Source organism: Gordonia sp. 'Campus' (assembly GCF_022206305.1).
Lineage (GTDB): Bacteria > Actinomycetota > Actinomycetes > Mycobacteriales > Mycobacteriaceae > Gordonia.
Map to the genome: position 1 here is coordinate 174774 of NZ_JAKOIW010000011.1, position 17301 is coordinate 192074.

Annotated in this window: 15 protein-coding genes; 9 read left to right on the forward strand and 6 right to left on the reverse strand. The window is 67.4% G+C overall.

The genetic code is table 11. The features are described 5' to 3' along the window. The first annotated feature begins 160 nt into the window (after positions 1 to 160). Entirely contained in the window at positions 161 to 1813 is a 1653-nt protein-coding gene (locus tag MAY35_RS13710) for a serine hydrolase (protein WP_374237952.1), read from the forward strand. 3 nt (positions 1814 to 1816) lie between these two features. Here the strand turns inward: MAY35_RS13710 and MAY35_RS13715 are convergent, their stop codons facing one another. Next, positions 1817 to 3097 (reverse strand): NADH:flavin oxidoreductase, encoded by a 1281-nt coding sequence (locus MAY35_RS13715; protein WP_238421841.1) that lies wholly within the window; start codon positions 3095 to 3097, stop codon positions 1817 to 1819. Between the two features lie 27 nt (positions 3098 to 3124). Continuing rightward, positions 3125 to 3739, reverse strand: a complete 615-nt coding sequence (locus MAY35_RS13720; RefSeq protein ID WP_238421842.1) for a TetR/AcrR family transcriptional regulator — start codon at positions 3737 to 3739, stop codon at positions 3125 to 3127. Between the two features lie 119 nt (positions 3740 to 3858). Here MAY35_RS13720 and lpdA point away from each other — a divergent pair, with 119 nt between their 5' ends. Next, entirely contained in the window at positions 3859 to 5244 is a 1386-nt protein-coding gene (gene lpdA / locus MAY35_RS13725; RefSeq protein WP_238421843.1) for a dihydrolipoyl dehydrogenase, read from the forward strand. A gap of 153 nt (positions 5245 to 5397) precedes the next feature. Next, positions 5398 to 6282: a DNA-3-methyladenine glycosylase gene (locus tag MAY35_RS13730; protein WP_238421844.1), complete on the forward strand. Its 885-nt coding sequence runs from the start codon at positions 5398 to 5400 to the stop codon at positions 6280 to 6282. Here MAY35_RS13730 and MAY35_RS13735 read toward each other — a convergent pair. Both MAY35_RS13735 and MAY35_RS13740 read right to left on the reverse strand, forming a co-directional pair. After that, positions 6267 to 6950 (reverse strand): class I SAM-dependent methyltransferase, encoded by a 684-nt coding sequence (locus tag MAY35_RS13735; protein ID WP_238421845.1) that lies wholly within the window; start codon positions 6948 to 6950, stop codon positions 6267 to 6269. The genes MAY35_RS13730 and MAY35_RS13735 overlap by 16 nt on opposite strands. A gap of 1 nt (position 6951) precedes the next feature. Continuing rightward, a complete protein-coding gene (locus MAY35_RS13740; protein WP_238421846.1) occupies positions 6952 to 7488 on the reverse strand; it encodes a carboxymuconolactone decarboxylase family protein in 537 nt (178 codons plus the stop codon). 25 nt (positions 7489 to 7513) lie between these two features. On the opposite strand from MAY35_RS13740, the gene MAY35_RS13745 reads away from it, so the two are divergent. Further along, positions 7514 to 7978, forward strand: coding sequence for a MaoC family dehydratase (locus MAY35_RS13745; RefSeq protein WP_238421847.1), 465 nt, complete (start codon positions 7514 to 7516; stop codon positions 7976 to 7978). Positions 7979 to 8005: 27 nt separating this feature from the next. Here the strand turns inward: MAY35_RS13745 and MAY35_RS13750 are convergent, their stop codons facing one another. Further along, positions 8006 to 9283, reverse strand: coding sequence for a lipase family protein (locus MAY35_RS13750; RefSeq protein WP_374237954.1), 1278 nt, complete (start codon positions 9281 to 9283; stop codon positions 8006 to 8008). A gap of 432 nt (positions 9284 to 9715) precedes the next feature. On the opposite strand from MAY35_RS13750, the gene MAY35_RS13755 reads away from it, so the two are divergent. Beyond that, a complete protein-coding gene (locus MAY35_RS13755; protein WP_238421848.1) occupies positions 9716 to 11122 on the forward strand; it encodes a lipase family protein in 1407 nt (468 codons plus the stop codon). Here the strand turns inward: MAY35_RS13755 and ramB are convergent, their stop codons facing one another. Next, the gene (ramB, locus tag MAY35_RS13760; protein WP_238421849.1) at positions 11123 to 12559 is read right to left on the reverse strand and encodes an acetate metabolism transcriptional regulator RamB; all 1437 of its coding nucleotides are present in this window, start codon (positions 12557 to 12559) and stop codon (positions 11123 to 11125) included. It abuts the gene before it with no gap. A 78-nt stretch (positions 12560 to 12637) separates the two neighbouring features. Here ramB and MAY35_RS13765 point away from each other — a divergent pair, with 78 nt between their 5' ends. The 4 genes from MAY35_RS13765 to MAY35_RS13780 all read left to right on the forward strand — a co-directional run bounded on the left by MAY35_RS13765 (position 12638) and on the right by MAY35_RS13780 (position 17285). After that, positions 12638 to 13414 carry a hypothetical protein gene (locus MAY35_RS13765; RefSeq protein WP_238421850.1) on the forward strand — a complete coding sequence of 259 codons (777 nt, stop codon included), beginning with the start codon at positions 12638 to 12640 and terminating at the stop codon, positions 13412 to 13414. Positions 13415 to 13881: 467 nt separating this feature from the next. Continuing rightward, the gene (gene aceA / locus MAY35_RS13770; RefSeq protein WP_238421851.1) at positions 13882 to 15177 is read left to right on the forward strand and encodes an isocitrate lyase; all 1296 of its coding nucleotides are present in this window, start codon (positions 13882 to 13884) and stop codon (positions 15175 to 15177) included. 165 nt (positions 15178 to 15342) lie between these two features. After that, positions 15343 to 16209, forward strand: a complete 867-nt coding sequence (locus tag MAY35_RS13775; protein ID WP_238421852.1) for a 3-hydroxybutyryl-CoA dehydrogenase — start codon at positions 15343 to 15345, stop codon at positions 16207 to 16209. Between the two features lie 290 nt (positions 16210 to 16499). Then, positions 16500 to 17285 (forward strand): heparin-binding hemagglutinin, encoded by a 786-nt coding sequence (locus MAY35_RS13780; RefSeq protein WP_238421853.1) that lies wholly within the window; start codon positions 16500 to 16502, stop codon positions 17283 to 17285. Positions 17286 to 17301: the final 16 nt, after the last annotated feature.

Below are 17301 nucleotides of genomic sequence, written 5' to 3' on the forward strand. Positions count from 1 at the left end.
CGTACGCGGGGAAGCCTGGTGTCAGACGTGTGGTCGGTGCCTGTTCGCGCAGGGCGAAGCCACCGCCACGCGTGGGCGATCGGTCGGTGAACAGCACAAATCGGCATACGGACGCAGGTGCGGCGCGGTATCTTTGCCCGGCGAGGATGAGGAGATCCCTATGGCCCCCGACGAATCGGTTCCTGCCCGCCACACGGACCAGCGGGTGCGCCGGCGCCCGAGGTGGGGTCGCCTGCCGGTGGCCACGTGCACCGCACTCACGGTCATCGCGCTCGTCGCCGCCTGCGACAGCGGATCCTCGGGAACGGGTTCGCCCCCGAGCTCGTCGGCCCTGGTGAATCCCAACGACGTGGCGGCTGAACCCCTACCGGCCGGCGCGGTCGACAAGGCGGTGGGTCAGCTCGACGACCTCGTCGGCTCGATCATGGAGTCGACGAAGATCCCCGGTATCGCCGTCGCCGTCGTCTCCGGTGGGGAGACCAAGTACGCCAAGGGTTTCGGCGTCCGAGACATCGACACCGGTGACGCGGTCGACGCGAACACCGTCTTCCAGCTGGCCTCGGTGTCCAAATCGGTCGGGTCGACGGTGGTGGGTGCCGCGGTGACCGACAAGACCGTCACCTGGGAGATGCCCATCGTCGAATCGCTGCCGTGGTTCGCGCTGGCCGAACCGTATGTCACCCGCACCGTGACCGTGGGCGACATGTACTCGCATCGTTCGGGCCTGCCCGACCACGCCGGTGACAAGCTCGAGGACATGGGCTACTCGCGTGACGAGATCCTGCAGCGGATGCGCTTCATGCCGCTCGAACCGTTCCGCATCAGCTACGCCTACACCAACTTCGGGGTGACCGCCGGCGCCGAGGCCGTGGCCGTGAAGGCCGGCAAGGACTGGCCCACGCTGTCCCAGGACCTCGTCTACGGGCCTCTCGGTATGAGCAGCACGAGCTCCCGCTACATCGACTTCGAGAAGCGGCCCGACCGCGCCGTCGGACACGTCAAGGCCGACGGTAAATGGGTTCAGACGCCCATCCCGCGCGATCCCGACGCACAGTCACCGGCCGGTGGTGTGAGCTCGTCGGTCAACGACATGGCGATCTGGCTGAAGATGGTTCTCGCGCAGGGCAAACACAACGGGCAAGAGGTCGTCGCCGCCGACGCGCTGCTGCCGGCAGTGTCCTCGCAGGTCATCTCCAATCCGCCGAAGACGCCCGATTCACGCGCCGGCACGTACGGCTACGGATTCAACGTCGGTGTGACCGAGGATGCGCGCACGCAGTTCAATCACGCCGGCGCCTTCTCCTCGGGTGCGGGAACGGTGTTCTCCATCCTGCCGTCCGCCGACACCGCGATCGTGGTGCTGTCCAACGCCGCACCCGTGGGAGCGGTCGACGCGATCGCCGCCGAATTCATGGACCTGGTCCAGTTCGGTGAGGTCCGCAACGACTGGCGCGATCTCTACGCCAAGGCATATGAGCCGCTGAGCGTCCCCAACGGCGTGCTCGTGGGCAAGCCGCGCCCGACCGATCCGGCACCGGCGCAACCGCTGCCGTCGTACGTGGGTACCTACGCCAACCCGGTCTACGGTCCGGCCGAGGTCGTCGAACGCGACGGCAAGCTGATCCTCGAGATGGGCCCGGGCGGGGTCCGCAAACACGAACTCGCCCATTGGGACGGCAACGACTTCACGTTCACCCTGCTCAACGAGAACGCCGAGGCGGGCACGATCTCCCAGGTCACCTTCGACGGGCCGCGTATGAAGATCGAGTATTACGACGACGAGGAGAGCAACGGCGAGTTCGTCCGCCGGTGACCGTCAGCTCGCGGCGCCGCCCACGGGTGCGGCGACCGCGAGCGGGTCGGGGACCTCGCCGGTCCGGATAGGACAGCGCGTGTGCGAGTAGATCGTCGGCATGCACAGGTTGCAGTGCACGCACTTGGATCTCGTCGACGGGTCGTCGGCCAGGCGCAGCGGGAGGTCGGGTTCGCGCAGCAGGGCGCGGCCCATGGCCATGAAGTCGAAGCCCTCGGCGAGCGCGAGGTCCATCGACGCGCGGTCGGTCACGCCCCCGAGCAGGATGAGCGGCAGGTCGACGGCCTTGCGCAGTTCCCGGGCGAGCGGGAGCAGGTAGGCGTCGTGGTAGCGATAGTGCTTGAGGAAGAACGGCGCGAAGGCCTTCAGGCCGTACTTCATCGCGCCGGAGAAGGCGTCGGCGAACTCCTTGCGCGGGGCCTCGCCGTGGAACAGGTACATCGGGTTGAGAAGTGAGCTGCCCGCCGTCGGTTCGATGGCGTCGAGGTGGCCGTCGGACTCCAGCAGCTGCGCGACCTGACATGCCTCGTCGACGTTGAAGCCGCTGAGCTTCGCGCGTCCGCGTGCGCGCGCGGTGGGGGAGCGTTCCAGGTCGACGCGGCCGATGCCGTCGAACATGTTGAGCTTCACCCAGATCGCGACCTCGCCACCGACCTCCTCGCGCACGCTCTCGACCACCTCGCGGGCGATCCGCGCCCGGTTGACAAGACTGCCCCCGTACCCGTCGCGCCGGTGGTTCAGCAACGGGGACAGGAAGCTGGAGATGAGATAGCTGTGCCCGCAGTGGATCTCGAGGCCGTCGAAGCCGGAGTCGACGGCGATGCGCGCAGCCTGCCGGAACTTGACTCGTAGCGCGGCGATGTCGTCGACATCGATCTTGCGCGTCACCGACATCCCCATCGGGGCGGGAATGCGCGACGGCCCGAGCGATGCCGCCCGGTTCGACGCCGAGTTGGCGACCGCACCGGCATGGCCGAGCTGGGCGGCGGCGAGTGCGCCCGCGGAGTGGATGGCATCGGTGAGTCGGCGTAGTCCCGGCGCGACTTCGGGGCGCATCCACATCTGGTGACGGTCGGTCCGGCCCTCCGGGGAGATCGCACAGTAGGCGACCGTGCTCATGGCCACCCCGCCCGCCGCGATCTCCCGGTGGAACTCGATCAGTTCGTCGGTCACGAGGGCGTCGGGGGTCATGCCCTCGAAGGTCGCGCACTTGATCAGGCGGTTGCGCAGGGTCAACGGGCCCAGGCGTGCCGGGCTGAACGGTCCGGCGGTGGGGCTGTCCACGTCGGGTCCTCTCGATCGGGGTGGGGGTCAGTCGGTGTGCTGCCCGGGTGGCGCGGTGAGGCCGGCGGTCACGAAACCCCGCAGGGAGGCCACCGCAGGTGCGGTCAGCGTCTCGGTGCCGCCGAACCGCAGGAGGATGAGCTGGAACGCGAGCGCCCAGCGGCGTCGTGCTTCGGTCGCGGTCAGGCCGGGCACCGCCGCGGTGAGCATGTCGGCGAAGGGATCGAGGTCGAACCAGCGTGAGGTCCAGCTCGCGGTCGGGTGAGCGAACACGAACCGGGAGAGCAGGCGCAGGTGCAGGTGGCCGGTGGGGTCGCGCTGCAGGTCGACGAACGGGGTCACGACGATGTCGACGATCTCGCCGACCGGGGCGGCCGGGTCCAGGGATGCCAATGGGTCGGCCCACAGGGGGCCGAGTCGTGACTCCAGCAACGCGATGGTGAGGTCGTCCTTGGTGCCGAAGTGATAGTGGACGGCGGCCGGATTGGCATCGGCGGCCGCGCAGATGGCACGCACCGACACACGCTCGTAGCCGTCTGCGAGAAACAGGCTCTCGGCGACGGTGAGCAGGGTGTCGCGCGTGGGCATCGGCGTCGAGCCGGAGCGGCCGGCAGCCCGACGTGCGCGGGTGTTCTGGGTCACACCGCGATGTAAGCACAGATCAATCATTGTTTCAATCAGTGATTGAAAGTAGTGGCAGGCTACCGGCGAGTAGTGGGACACCCTGCGGCGGACCGCAGGCGCGACGTACGCTGGCTGTCGTGGCTGAACACTTTCAAACAGTTGTATTGGGTGCAGGTCCAGGTGGGTACGTAGCCGCGATCCGGTCGGCTCAACTGGGCATGAAAACCGCCGTCATCGAGGAGAAGTACTGGGGCGGTGTGTGTCTGAACGTCGGATGTATCCCGTCCAAGGCGCTGCTGCGCAACGCCGAACTCGCGCACATCTTCAACCATCAGGCCAAGACCTTCGGCATCAGCGGCGACGTCTCCTTCGACTTCGGGGCCGCATTCGACCGCAGCCGCAAGGTGTCGGAGGGCATCGTCAAGGGTGTCCACTACCTGATGAAGAAGAACAAGATCACCGAGATCGACGGATACGGCGTCTTCACCGACGCCAAGACGATCACGGTGGGCGATCGCGAGATCACCTTCGACAACGTCATCATCGACACCGGGTCGACCGTCAAGCTGCTCCCCGGCGTCGAACTGTCGGAGAACGTGGTCACCTACGAGGACCAGATCCTCACCCGTGAACTGCCCGACTCCATCGTCATCGTCGGCGCGGGCGCCATCGGCATGGAATTCGGCTACGTCATGGCCAACTACGGCGTGGACGTCACCATCGTCGAGTTCCTCGACCGCGTGCTGCCCAACGAGGACGCCGACTCGTCCAAGGCGCTTGCCAAGGAGTACAAGAAGCTCGGCATCAAGCTGCTCACCGGCACCCGTGTGCAGTCGGTGACCGACAACGGCGACAGCGTGACCGTCACCTACACCGATGCCAAGGACAAGGGCGGCGAGCTCACCGTCGACAAGGTCCTCATGTCGGTCGGTTTCGCCCCTCGCGTCGAAGGCTTCGGCCTCGAGAAGACCGGCGTCGAACTCACCGACCGCGGCGCCATCGCGATCGACGACTACATGCGGACCAACGTCGAGGGCATCTACGCCATCGGTGACGTCACCGCCAAGCTGCAGCTCGCCCACGTCGCCGAGGCGCAGGGCGTGGTGGCCGCGGAGACCATGGCCGGCGTCGAGACCATGACCCTCGGGGACTACCGGTTCATGCCGCGCGCGACGTTCAGCCAGCCCCAGGTCGCGTCCTTCGGACTCACCGAGGCGCAGGCCAAGGACGAGGGCTACAACGTGAAGGCGACGACCTTCCCGTTCTCGGCCAACGGCAAGGCGCAGGGACTCGGCGAGACGGCGGGCTTCGTGAAGCTGCTCACCAACGCCGACACCGACGAACTCCTCGGCGGACACCTGGTGGGCGACAACGTCTCCGAGATGCTCCCGGAGATGACGCTGGCGCACAAGTGGGACCTCACCGCCAAGGAACTCGCCCGCAACGTGCACACCCACCCGACCCTGTCGGAGGCACTCCAGGAGACGTTCCACGGCGCGATCGGGCACATGATCAACCTGTAGTCGCGACCCTTCGAGGCTCGCTTCGCTCGCACCTCAGGGGCTGGATGCCGGCTCGCTTCGCTCGCACCTCAGGGGGCGGGACCTCACTGGTCCCTGAGGTGCGAGGAGCGCAAGCGACGAGCCACGAAGGGTCTACGCACTACCCTCGGAACGGTGAGTGCCGCCGAACGTGTCCGCGAGTGGACACCCCCGTGGCCGCTGGACATCGGTGCGACGGTCGGCCTGCACCGTCGCGGTGCGGGCGACCCCGCCTTCGTCTACGGCCGGGACAGGTCGGTGTGGCGGGCGGCGTACACGCCCGACGGGCCGGGCACGCTGACCGTTCGCTCCGACGGCACGACCGTCACCGGGCGCGCCTGGGGGCCGGGGGCGGACTGGCTGCTCGAGCAGATGCCCGATTTCCTCGGGGCCGGCGACGACCCGGACGCGCTCGTCCCACGTGACCCCGTGGTGAGCGAACTCGTTCGCCGTACCGAGGGATTGCGCCTCGGGCGCACCGATCGCGTGTGGGAGGCGCTGGTGCCCGCGATCCTCGAACAGAAGGTGGTGGGCGCCGAGGCGTTCCGTGCATGGCGGTATCTGTTGCGCCGCTTCGGAACTCCCGCTCCCGGCCCGGTTCCGGAAACGATGAGGGTGCCGCCGCCCCGGACGGAGTGGGCCCGCATCCCGAGTTGGGAGTGGCACCGCAGCGGCATCGAACCGGTCCGGATGCGGACGATCCGCGGGGCGACCTCCCTCGACGTCGAACGTCATGCGGCCAAGCTCACCGTGCTACGCGGCGTCGGGCGGTGGACCGAGGCGGAGGCCCTGTCGCGCGCGCTCGGCGATCCCGATGTCGTCAACGTCGGCGACTACCACATCCCGAAGCTGGTGGGGCTCACCCTGATCGGCGAGGCCGTCGACGACGCGGGGATGCTCGAGTTGCTCGAACCCTACGCGGGACAACGGCAGCGCATCATCCGGATGGTCACGCGGGGCGGCGTTCGCCCCGAGCGTCGCGGACCGCGGATGACCATCCGCGACTACCGGTCTTTCTGATCAGCCGCTCGGTCCTGCGTTCCGTTCGGGTCGCGCTTGCGCGCCAGCACATACTGCCCCTGCCCGGTGATCGTCTGTTCGACTTCGTCGAGGCCGGCGCGGCGAAAACGCTCGACGATCTCGTGGTCGTCGAAGATGCGGTATCCGCTCGCACCGGCAAGGGGTCGGACGCCCGGGAGTGACGTGAGCGGCGTCCTCACCGAGGTGAAGACCACGATCTCACCGCCGGGCGCGGTCACCCGCACCAGCTCGTCGACGACGGGCAGGGGGTCGGGGATCAGATACAGCGCGGCCAGACAGGTGACCACGTCGAAGGTGTTGTCGGCGAACGGCAATGCGTGTGCGTCACCGCGCAGGAACGCAGCCCGGTCGACGGCATTGGTCTGTGCGGCGCGCGCGAGCATCGGTGCGGAGAAGTCGATGCCGATGCACCGACCTTTCCCGGTGAGTGCGTCGGCGATCTCACGCGTGTAATTACCTGGGCCGCAAGCGACATCGAGGACCAGGCGATCGCCGGGGCGGGCGAGGTAGGCGCGAAGGGCGCGATCGAAGTCGGCGGTGGACCGGCCGCCGAGACTGAAGAGCCGGGTGAATGTCGGTCGCCACAGGTGTTCGTAGATCTCGGCGAAGTACTCGTTGCGCATCAGGCGCTGAGCGATCGACTCCATGCTAGGTGCGCTCGTCCCGCTGGATGCGCAGTGTGTGGATGGTGGTGGCGAGACTGTCGTACTGACCGACCAGCAGGGTGAAGCCGATGAGCCGGCGTGCATCGAGATGTCGGGTCAGCGCCTGCCACGCGGTGTCCGAGACGTCTCTGGTCTCCACGAGCTCGTCGACCGCTCGCAGGATCGCGCGTTCGCGGTCGCCCCACCCTGCGTCGGGACCCTCCAGGATGCGGTCGAACTCCTCCGCGGTGATCCCGGCCCGCCTGCCGAGTCGGCGATGGTGGTCGAGCTCATAAGCGCACTCGCGAAGGTGCGCCACTCGGATGATCACCATCTCGGAGTCCTTGCGCGACAACACACCGAACGGCATGAGTCGACTGCTGAAGTGCAGCCAGCCCCGAAACAGTCCTTTCGCACGCCCGAGGGTCGAGAAGATGTGGGCGTCGTCGACGCCCATCACGCGCGCGGCCCCCCGTGCGTAGACGAAATTGATCGGCCCGAGCTCCCGGAAACCACCCGGTGCGACGCGAGGTGTGCCCATGGGCCCACGGTAGACTACGCGGACTATGACGCACACCACACGGACCTTCACCAGTGTCGACGAACTCAAGGCCGCGATCGGCGAGGATCTCGGGTCGGGCGAGTGGCTCGAGATCACCCAGGAACGGGTCGATGCCTTCGCGGACGCCACCGGGGATCATCAGTGGATTCACGTCGACCCGGAGCGCGCGAAGTCCGGCCCGTTCGGTACGACCATCGCGCACGGGTACCTCACGGTGTCGTTGCTGCCGATGATCGCCGGCAAGATCTTCACCGTCGAAGGCCCCAAGCTGGTCCTCAACTACGGGATGAACAAGCTGCGCTTCCCGAATCCGGTGAAGGTCGGCGCGCGTATTCGCTCCAACGCGGTGATCACCTCGATCGAGGAGACGCCGAAGGGCGTGAACATGGTCGTCACCAACACGGTGGAGATCGAGGGAGAAACCAAGCCCGCGTGCGTCGCCGAGAACCTCCGCGTCCTCGTCTTCTGACCAACGATCTGCCCGGCGATCCGGCGGTCACCTTCGACAATCGCTGACCGCCGGCTCGCCGGACAGTCGTCGGTCGAGCCAGTCCATCGCGACCGGAAAGCCCAGCAGCGCACCGGTGATGTGCTCGCCGAAGATCTCCCGGTAGGCCGCGTTCACGCCGTGCGCGCACTGCTCGCGGAACAACGCCCGGGCCCCCGCCGCGGGTATCCACCACTCGTGGGTGCCGTGATAGATCAGCAGGGGTGTCGCCGATCCCAGGTCCGACATCCGCGTCAGCCGGTAGATCCGCTCGGCCGTCGGTGACCGGAACGGATCGGGATCTCGGGAGAGCAGTTGCATGGGCATGAAGCTTCCGCCCCCGACCGCCGCGGGAATCACGCACACGTTCTTCAGCGGCGACGTCGCGAGCCATCGGGCCGGACGATTCGCCAACGCGAGGATCTCCGTGCGTTCCCGCGCGATGCCGAGGGTCGCGGCGTGGAAGAGTCCGGTGGCGAGGTTGGCGTTCATGCTGCCGACGAGCGTGCGGAAGTCGGCCGGCACGCCGCCGAGGGCCGCACCCACGACACGTTCGACGAGCTCCGGCGCGTAACCGCGCAGCAGCTTCGTCGCGCCGTGCGTGGCGATTGCGCCGCCCGAGTAGCCGGTCAACGCGATCCGGCTGCGGCGCAACGAGTCCGGCTCGGCGCGGAGTGCGGCGCGGATGGCGTCGAGTATCACGTGCCCGGCCAGTACCGGCTCGGCGTACGCCATCCGAGGTCCCTGGTGGTCGGGAACGAGAACCGCGTGTCCGGCATACAGCGCGAGCTGTGTGGTCGGTGGGATCAGGTCGGTGACGCCGGTGGCGATGGAGAAGCCATGCGCGAGAGTGACACCCGGTGTGCAGGCAGCGCCCAGGGAGTCGATCGGCAGATTGTTCACCAGCAACGGCATCGGCGTACGAGCCGAGTGTCGCGGGAACAGCAGGGTCGCCGTGCCATAGACAGGCGCCCCGTTCGCGTCGGTGCTGCGGAACTTCAGCAGGGTGGCCGAGCGGAGGGGTACGGTCACCACCGGCGCGGACGATGCCGTCACGTCGCGTGTGGCGATCACCTGACCCGGTGTGTATTCGCCGAGGTCGGCCGGCCACCGGTCGAACATCGGGTCTCCGGTGGGCGAGGGGAGTATCGCCTCCCGCAACTCCAGTGTGCGGTGGTCGAAACCGGTGGAACGCGCGCGCAGGGGAATCGACTCGAGGTGGGGGACAGGCGCATCGGGGATCGCGCTGTCGGCGAGGTCGGCCAACGGCGGTGGGACCGCCATCATATTGGGTGGGTCGGCGGGAGCGGGCCCGGCGACGGCGAACCCGAGCATCGCCGACAGACAGGCGACGATGGCGGTGGTCACCCAGCGGCCCGTCGGCCTGCGTCGCTGTCGGTGCGAGTCTCCCGGCATCGGACACCTCCGCATGGCGGCCGCGTCGTCGCGACCGCTCACCTCCGCAGACTAGGACAGCAGACTGGGACGATTGACCCATCCGGCCCGACGGTGTCCGGTCCGCAACCGAAATGTGATGTGTGCCATAACGTCAGCGTCGATGCTGGCGAGACGTGTAGTTCGATCGGGTGAAGATTCGTGGCGGGCTGCAACCGGACATCAGCCCGTCTAGCATCAAGCGGGTTCGTGTACGAGCTCGAGCCAGGCTGCCCAGCGGGGGTGCGCCGACCCTGGATCGCTGTTGTGACAGGAGGGTTGGCGATGCCGATGTTGGGGAACTGGCAGCGTTCGACGTTGCGGGTGATGGCCGGCGCGGGTCTGGCACTGACGATGATGATCGGTGCCGTGGGAGGCCCGGCCGTCGTGCGAGCCGAGCCGCCGAACCTCGGGCCGGTCCCTTCCGGGGTTCCCGAGGGCATCGACGCAGCTGTGCCCGCGCCACCGGTGAAGTCGTTGCGGCACATACCCGATCGCGCTGTGACTCCCGGAGCCTCGCATGAGATGCAGGAGCTTCGCGAGGCGATCATGCCCTCCCCGAGCGGCGACCGGTTCTTCGATCACTGGCCCGCGGACCTCGCGAGCCGTGCGCCGGGAGATGTCATCGCCTCACGCGACGTCATGCGCGCGACGCAGCTGTTGATGACCGTTCCGTTGCGGTCGGCTCGCCAGATCAAGTTCCGCAGCGTCGACGCCGCCGACCGGCCGATCTTCGGTACCGCGACCCTCCTCGTCCCGGCCAAGGCGTGGAAGGGGCCGCGTCCACGCCCGGTGTTGATCCACAACTCGCCGATCGTCGCGCTGGGTACGAAATGCACGCCCGGCTACACGCTGGCCCACGGATACCACGCGGATACCAACATCACCGACCTCATCCCGCCGTTCGCGCAGCTGGCGCTCGATCGCGGTTACGCGGTGATCGTGCCCGACCACACCGGCCCCCGAATGGCCTACGCCGAACCGTACGTCGCGGCCCACGTCATCATGGACTCGGTGCGCGCGGCGAGCCGGCTCGATCCCGACGACTTCGGCGGCGGCCCGATCGCTCTGCATGGATACTCCGGGGGCGCCATCGCGACGAACGCGGCGGCGAAGCTCGCCGACCGCTACGCGCCGGAGCAGGCCGGTCGGATCGTCGGCGCCGCGTACGGAGGCGTTCCGGCCGACTACCGCTCCCTCGCCGGCGCGATGAACGCCAACCTCGCGACCGGGGTGTTCCACGCCGCGATGCTCGGTGTGGCGCGCGAGCGTCCCGAAGTGCTCGCCATGGCCAACAACGCCGCACGCTGGCTCGCGACGTCGCCGATGCGCGACCTGTGCACCTCCGGCATGGGCATCCTCGGTGTCTCGCACGTGCCCACCCAGCTGCTCTCGACCGATCCCGATCCTTTCCACTCGCCCCTGGCCGAGCGGTTGTTCGCGATCACGTCGATGAGGGATCTCCGGGCGACGATGCCGGTGCGCATCTATCACGGCACCTACGAGTGGTGGATTCCGGCGACCCAGGCACGTGCACTGTTCGCTCAGCAGTGCGCGCTCGGGGCATCGGCGTCCTACCGCGAGTATCCGGCCGAGCACATGACCGGCATCTTCGCCGGCCTCCCGGACACGTTGACCTGGCTGGACGATCGTCTGCGCGGGGTGCCCGCGCGGGACGAATGCCGACGGTGATCAGGAAGGGCGATTCTCGGTCAGGCTCATGTACGGCGAGACGCTGCTGCTGTGCTCGTCGATACGCAGGGACGCCCCGAGTGCCGGGAAGGCACGCTGGGCACAGTTGGTCCGTTCACAGACGCGGCAACCGGCACCGATCGGCGTGACATGTGCTTGCGGGCCGATCTCCAGCCCGTCGGAGTAGATCACCCGGGCAGCATGGCGCAGTTCGCATCCCATCCCGATGGCGAAGGTCTTGCCGGGTTGGCCGTAGCGGGTGGCCCGGCGTTCGACGGTCCGTGCGACCCAGAAATAGTTACGCCCGTCGGGCATCTCGGCGATCTGCGTGATGATCTTCCCGGGATAGGCGAACGTCTCGTAGACGTTCCACAGCGGACACGTGCCGCCACTCGACGAGAAGTGGAAACCGGTGGCCGACTGACGCTTCGACATGTTGCCCGCACGGTCCACGCGGACGAACGACCATGGGATGCCACGGAGGTTGGGTCGTTGCAGGGTTGAGAGCCGGTGACAGACGGTTTCGTAGGAGACGGCGTAGAACGCCGACAGGCGCTCGATGTCGTACCGGAAATCCTCTGCCGCTCCATGGAATTGGCCATAGGGGAGCACGACGGCCGCGGCGAAGTAGTTGGCCAGTCCCAGAAGTCCGAGGGCCCGGGCGTCGGCGCTGCTGAAGTTCGCCTCGTCGACCAGCTTGTCGAGGAGGTCCTGGTATTCCAGGTAGCAGAGCTCGCTGGCCAGTTTGAAGGTGCGTTGTCCCGCGGAGAGGGAGGCGGAGAACTCGAGGCGTCGTTGTTCGCGGTTGAACCGGTGCAGGGTGTAGTCGCCGAGGTCCACGCGCCGGACGATGCTGATGCCGTGGACGTTCTCGATCCGGTTCATGATCTCGCGCCGGATGTCCGCGGAGTGCATGCGCATCCGCGCCGTCATCTCCTCGGCGGCGACGTCGAGTTCGTGGATGTAGTTGCGGCGTTGATAGAAGTAGTCACGCACCTCCTCGTGCGGGGCGCTGATGGTCCCGCGCATGCTGCGGTCGCCTCGCTCGTCGGTGGCCGCGGCGAGCTGATCGGTCGCGACGCGGTACCGCCGGTGCAGGTTCACCATCGCCTGCGCCATTTCCGGGTGCGCAGCGACCATGGCGCTGATCCCCTGCGCGTCGAGCGCGCCGGGGGAGGCCTCGAGATCGTCGTCGAGCAGCGCCTCACGGAGCTCGGCGACGAGCCGGACGTCGTCCTGGGAGTCGAAGAACCCGGCGTCGACGCCGAACGCCTCGGTGATCTTGTGCAGCACCGACGCGGTCAGCGGTCGGGCGTCGTGTTCGATCTGGTTGAGATACGACGCCGAGATCGACAGTGTCTGCGCGAGCGCCACCTGCGACAACCCGCGTTCCGACCGTAGCTGCCGCAGTCGCGATCCGACATAGGTCCGGCTCATCACGCGCCTCCCGACCAGGTGCTCGTGCACCGAGGGTCGTCGTCCGATTCGGGGATGACCACAGGGTACGGTGACCGCGTGCGCACTCCCGTCGGTCGACGCCGTTCCGCAGCGGCGGTGTTCCCGGCGATCGCCGCGGTGACGCTGGCCGTCATGGCGGCCGGATGCGCAGGCGACCCGGTCAGTGCACCTGCGCCGCGTGGCCCGGCGGACATGGTCCTGTCCGCGGCGGGCCTGCCGCCCGGTTTCACCGCGGCACCGCTGTCGGTGAGCGACCTGGTCGCGGGCAACAAGGGTGCCCTCGGCGCCGCGGCGTCCGCCCGGATCACCCCGGAATTCTGCCGGCCGACCGCCGATACGGCTCTCAACCCGCAACTGACCGCAGACAACTCGGCGGTGCTGGCCGCGCGCGACGGGGACACCGCCAATCTCGTCGAGGTGGTCACCACCATCCCGCGCGATGTCGACGCCGATCGTCTCACCACCACCGGCAGGTGCTCGCGTACGACGACCGAGATCACCCGCGGCAACCTGGCCGGGACCCGCGTGTCGACCGAGTACACCGAACTGGCGCTGCCGGACATCGCAGGCGGGTTGCTGGCGGGCGAGCAGATGCTGCTCACCCGGTCGGAGGTGACCACGACGCTGCCCGACGGCGGCGTCCGACGCCAGATCGGGTTCGCGGGATACGCCGTGCTCGACCGTCCCGCCTCGGGGCCGGCCACCGTCCAGCTGACTGTGACCGGTGCGCCGACGCCCGCGACGGATCCTCCGACCGAACCGGTCGAGCCGATCGATGCCGCGGGGTTCACGCGACTCTTCGACGCGGCCGTCGAACGCGTCACGACGCCCTGAACCACTCGCGCGGGGGGCCGCCTCCGGTCGCAGCGCACTGTGAAGGACGTCACCGAGAGCACGCGACCACTCCGATGGTTGCTCGACAGAGCCGACGAGCGGACCGCAGTCCGCGTACATACTCGCGAGTAGGAAATCCCAGTACGGACGTACTTTTTGGCACGATCGCGGCGCGGTTTCACAGACCAATATTTGCAAACTTTGCAACAGGTTGACGAAAAATAGCCCATATTTACACGTCGCGAGGGTTGGACCTGCGTGTTTGTTGTGTGGCACCCTTGCTTCAGGCACCACCGACCCGGAGACGACGGGTTCGCAAACTGGCCGAGACTGTCGCCGATTGCGAATCTCAACCCTTTGTCCCGCCCGTCGGCTGTCTGTCAGCAGAGAGGCTCCGGCGGCGCGCCGGGCCGGTCGTCCCGTCCGCCACGGTCGGGTCGAGCAGGACAACGAAAGCGAAGTAGCCAATGAGCAACGTCGGAAAGCCCCGTACCGCCGCCGAGATCCAGCAGGACTGGGACACCAACCCGCGCTGGAAGGGCATCAAGCGCGACTACACCGCGGAGCAGGTCGCCCAGCTCCAGGGTTCGGTCGTCGAAGAGCACACCCTCGCCCGCCGCGGCGCCGAGATCCTGTGGGACGGCGTCACCAAGGGCGACGGCAGCTACATCAACGCTCTGGGCGCCCTCACCGGCAACCAGGCGGTGCAGCAGGTCCGCGCCGGCCTGAAGGCCGTGTACCTCTCGGGCTGGCAGGTCGCCGGTGACGCGAACCTCTCCGGTCACACCTACCCCGACCAGTCGCTGTACCCGGCCAACTCGGTCCCCAGCGTCGTGCGTCGTATCAACAACGCGCTCCTGCGCGCCGACGAGATCGCCCGCGTCGAGGGTGACGACAGCGTCGACAACTGGGTCGTGCCGATCGTCGCCGACGGCGAGGCCGGCTTCGGTGGCGCACTCAACGTCTACGAGCTGCAGAAGGCCATGATCGCCGCGGGTGCCGCCGGTACCCACTGGGAGGATCAGCTCGCCTCGGAGAAGAAGTGTGGCCACCTCGGTGGCAAGGTGCTCATCCCCACCCAGCAGCACGTCCGCACCCTGAACTCGGCTCGTCTGGCCGCCGACGTCGCCGGTGTGCCCACCGTCGTCATCGCGCGCACCGACGCCGAGGCCGCGACGCTGATCACCTCGGACGTCGACGACCGCGACAAGCAGTTCGTCACCGGTGAGCGCACCGCCGAGGGCTACTACCACGTGAAGAACGGCATCGAGCCGTGCATCGAGCGTGCGAAGTCCTACGCTCCCTACGCCGACATGATCTGGATGGAGACCGGTACCCCCGATCTCGAGCTGGCTCGCAAGTTCGCCGAGGCCGTCAAGTCGGAGTTCCCCGACCAGCTGCTGTCCTACAACTGCAGCCCGTCGTTCAACTGGAGCAAGCACCTCGACGACAGCACCATCGCGAAGTTCCAGAACGAGCTGGGCGCCATGGGCTTCACCTTCCAGTTCATCACGCTGGCCGGCTTCCACTCGCTGAACTACGGCATGTTCGACCTGGCCTACGGTTACGCCCGCGAGCAGATGACCGCCTTCGTCGACCTGCAGAACCGCGAGTTCAAGGCTGCCGACGAGCGCGGCTTCACCGCCGTCAAGCACCAGCGTGAGGTCGGCGCCGGCTACTTCGACAACATCGCCACCACTGTCGACCCGAACACCTCGACCGCGGCGCTGAAGGGCTCCACCGAAGAGGGCCAGTTCCACTAGGAACTCGACCGCCTCCGGCGTGATCTTGGCGAACCAGTCAGGCGGTCCGCGGCTTTCGCTGCGGGCCGCCTGCTGGCGTATCCAGGGCTTTGTTCCTACCCGGGGAGTTATCCACGTTCTCGCGAGATCGGTTGTCGTGTAGAACTTTCCATTCGAGGAGCCGACATGGCAAGCCAGAAGATCTCCCGCGTCGGCGTGGTGGGGGCAGGACAGATGGGCGCGGGAATCGCGGAGGTGTGCGCACGCGCCCACGCGGATGTGCTCGTCTACGAGTTCACCAGAGAACTCGCCATCGCCGGTCGTGACCGGGTGCTGCGGTCGCTCGACCGAGGAGTGTCGAGTGGCAAATTGACCCCACGGGAGCGCGAACAAGCGTCGTCGCGTCTGCGTTTCACCTCTGACCTGGGCGATTTCGCCGATCGTCAGCTCGTCTGCGAGGCCGTCGTCGAGGACGAGGCCATCAAGACCGGGATCTTCACCGAACTCGACAAGGTCGTCCGTGATCCGGACGCGATACTCGCCTCCAACACCTCCTCCATCCCGATCATGAAGCTGGGCATGGCAACTCAGAACGCTTCGCGCGTGATCGGGCTGCATTTCTTCAATCCGGTGCCGGTGCTCCCTCTGGTCGAGCTCGTCACGACACTCATGACCACCCCGGAGGTCGGTGAGCGGGCCGAGGCCTTTGCCCACGACGTCCTGGGCAAGCAGGTCGTGCGCTCGGCCGATCGCTCCGGGTTCGTGGTGAACGCGCTCCTGGTTCCGTACCTGCTGTCATCCATCCGCATGGTGGAGAGCGGTTTCGCGACCGTCGACGACATCGACAAGGCCATGGTTCTCGGGTGTGCTCACCCGATGGGACCGCTCAAACTGGCCGATCTCGTGGGTCTCGACACGGTCAAGGCCATCGCCGACAAGATGTACGAGGAGTTCAAGGAGCCCCTCTATTCACCTCCTCCGCTGCTGCTGCGCATGGTCGAGGCCGGACGGCTCGGCAAAAAGGCAGGCCAGGGCTTCTATCAGTACGCCTGACGTCAACGCCCGAATCGTCGTATTCGACGTGAGCTGAGTCACGAGTGTTAGCAAGATGCTTGCATTTGCTAGCACGTCGTGGATACTGGAATACGGAAACACCAATACCGATGGCGCCGCGGTTCCCTTTTCTCGCGCGGTGACGAGCCTGAGACCAATCGGCTTGCGACACCGGACGTTTCAAGGCGACAGGCGACGGAACTCTCCGACATGCGCCCGGCGACGATGCCGAGATCAGCGAGACCGCATGTGCTGCAGCGCGATTGGTGACCCGACCGAAGGAGTCCAGCGTGACCACCACCGAACGTAACTATGCCCCCCTCTACGCCGCAGTCGGCGCCGGTGACTTTGCCGTCGCGCAGGTCACCGAGAAGTTCACCGAGCTGCGTGAGCGCACCGAGGCGGCCGCCGAGACCGCTCAGTCGCGCTTCGAGGCCCGCCTGACCGAGACCCGTACGCGGATCAACGAGCTGCCCGAGACCGCGCAGTCGCGCTTCGACGAGGCCAAGACGCGCATCGGCTCGCTGTCCGAAGAGGTCCCCAGCGACCTCGACGAACTTCGCGGCAAGCTGACCGCCGACGAGCTCAAGAAGCTCGCCGATCCCTACGTCGAGAAGGCCTACGGCCTGTACACCTCGCTCGCCGAGCGTGGCGAGGCCACTCTCGAGCGCCTGCGCACCAAGCCGGTCGTCCAGGAGAACCTGTCGCGGGCCGAGAAGGTCTACAACGACGCGGTCGACCTGACCGAGGACGCCCTGGGCGTCGTCTCCACGCAGACCCGCCTCGTCGGTGACCGTGCCGCGAAGCTGGCCGGCCGCGTGAGCGAAGAGGTCGAGGACGTCGCCGTCGCGATCGAGGAAGCCGGCAGCAACGTCAAGGAGCAGGCCGACGACGCAGCCAAGGAGATCGACGGCGCCGCAGGCACCGTCGAGGCCAAGGGCCGCGCCGCCAAGTCCTCGCCGGCCAAGAAGGTCGCCGAGGCCAAGGACACCTCCGTCCCCGCGGTCAAGAAGACCACCGCGAAGAAGGCGCCCGCCAAGAAGGCTCCCGTCAAGAAGCCGACCACTGCCAAGTAGTCTCTGGCGCAGTCGA

Coding starts and splice junctions, on each gene's coding strand:
- MAY35_RS13710 (WP_374237952.1), top strand. CDS start 161: ATGGCCCCCGACGAATCGGTTCCTGCCCGCCACACGGACCAGCGGGTG.
- MAY35_RS13735 (WP_238421845.1), bottom strand. CDS start 6,950: ATGGAGTCGATCGCTCAGCGCCTGATGCGCAACGAGTACTTCGCCGAG.
- MAY35_RS13740 (WP_238421846.1), bottom strand. CDS start 7,488: ATGGGCACACCTCGCGTCGCACCGGGTGGTTTCCGGGAGCTCGGGCCG.
- MAY35_RS13745 (WP_238421847.1), top strand. CDS start 7,514: ATGACGCACACCACACGGACCTTCACCAGTGTCGACGAACTCAAGGCC.
- MAY35_RS13750 (WP_374237954.1), bottom strand. CDS start 9,283: ATGATGGCGGTCCCACCGCCGTTGGCCGACCTCGCCGACAGCGCGATC.
- MAY35_RS13755 (WP_238421848.1), top strand. CDS start 9,716: ATGCCGATGTTGGGGAACTGGCAGCGTTCGACGTTGCGGGTGATGGCC.
- ramB (WP_238421849.1), bottom strand. CDS start 12,559: ATGAGCCGGACCTATGTCGGATCGCGACTGCGGCAGCTACGGTCGGAA.
- aceA (WP_238421851.1), top strand. CDS start 13,882: ATGAGCAACGTCGGAAAGCCCCGTACCGCCGCCGAGATCCAGCAGGAC.
- MAY35_RS13775 (WP_238421852.1), top strand. CDS start 15,343: ATGGCAAGCCAGAAGATCTCCCGCGTCGGCGTGGTGGGGGCAGGACAG.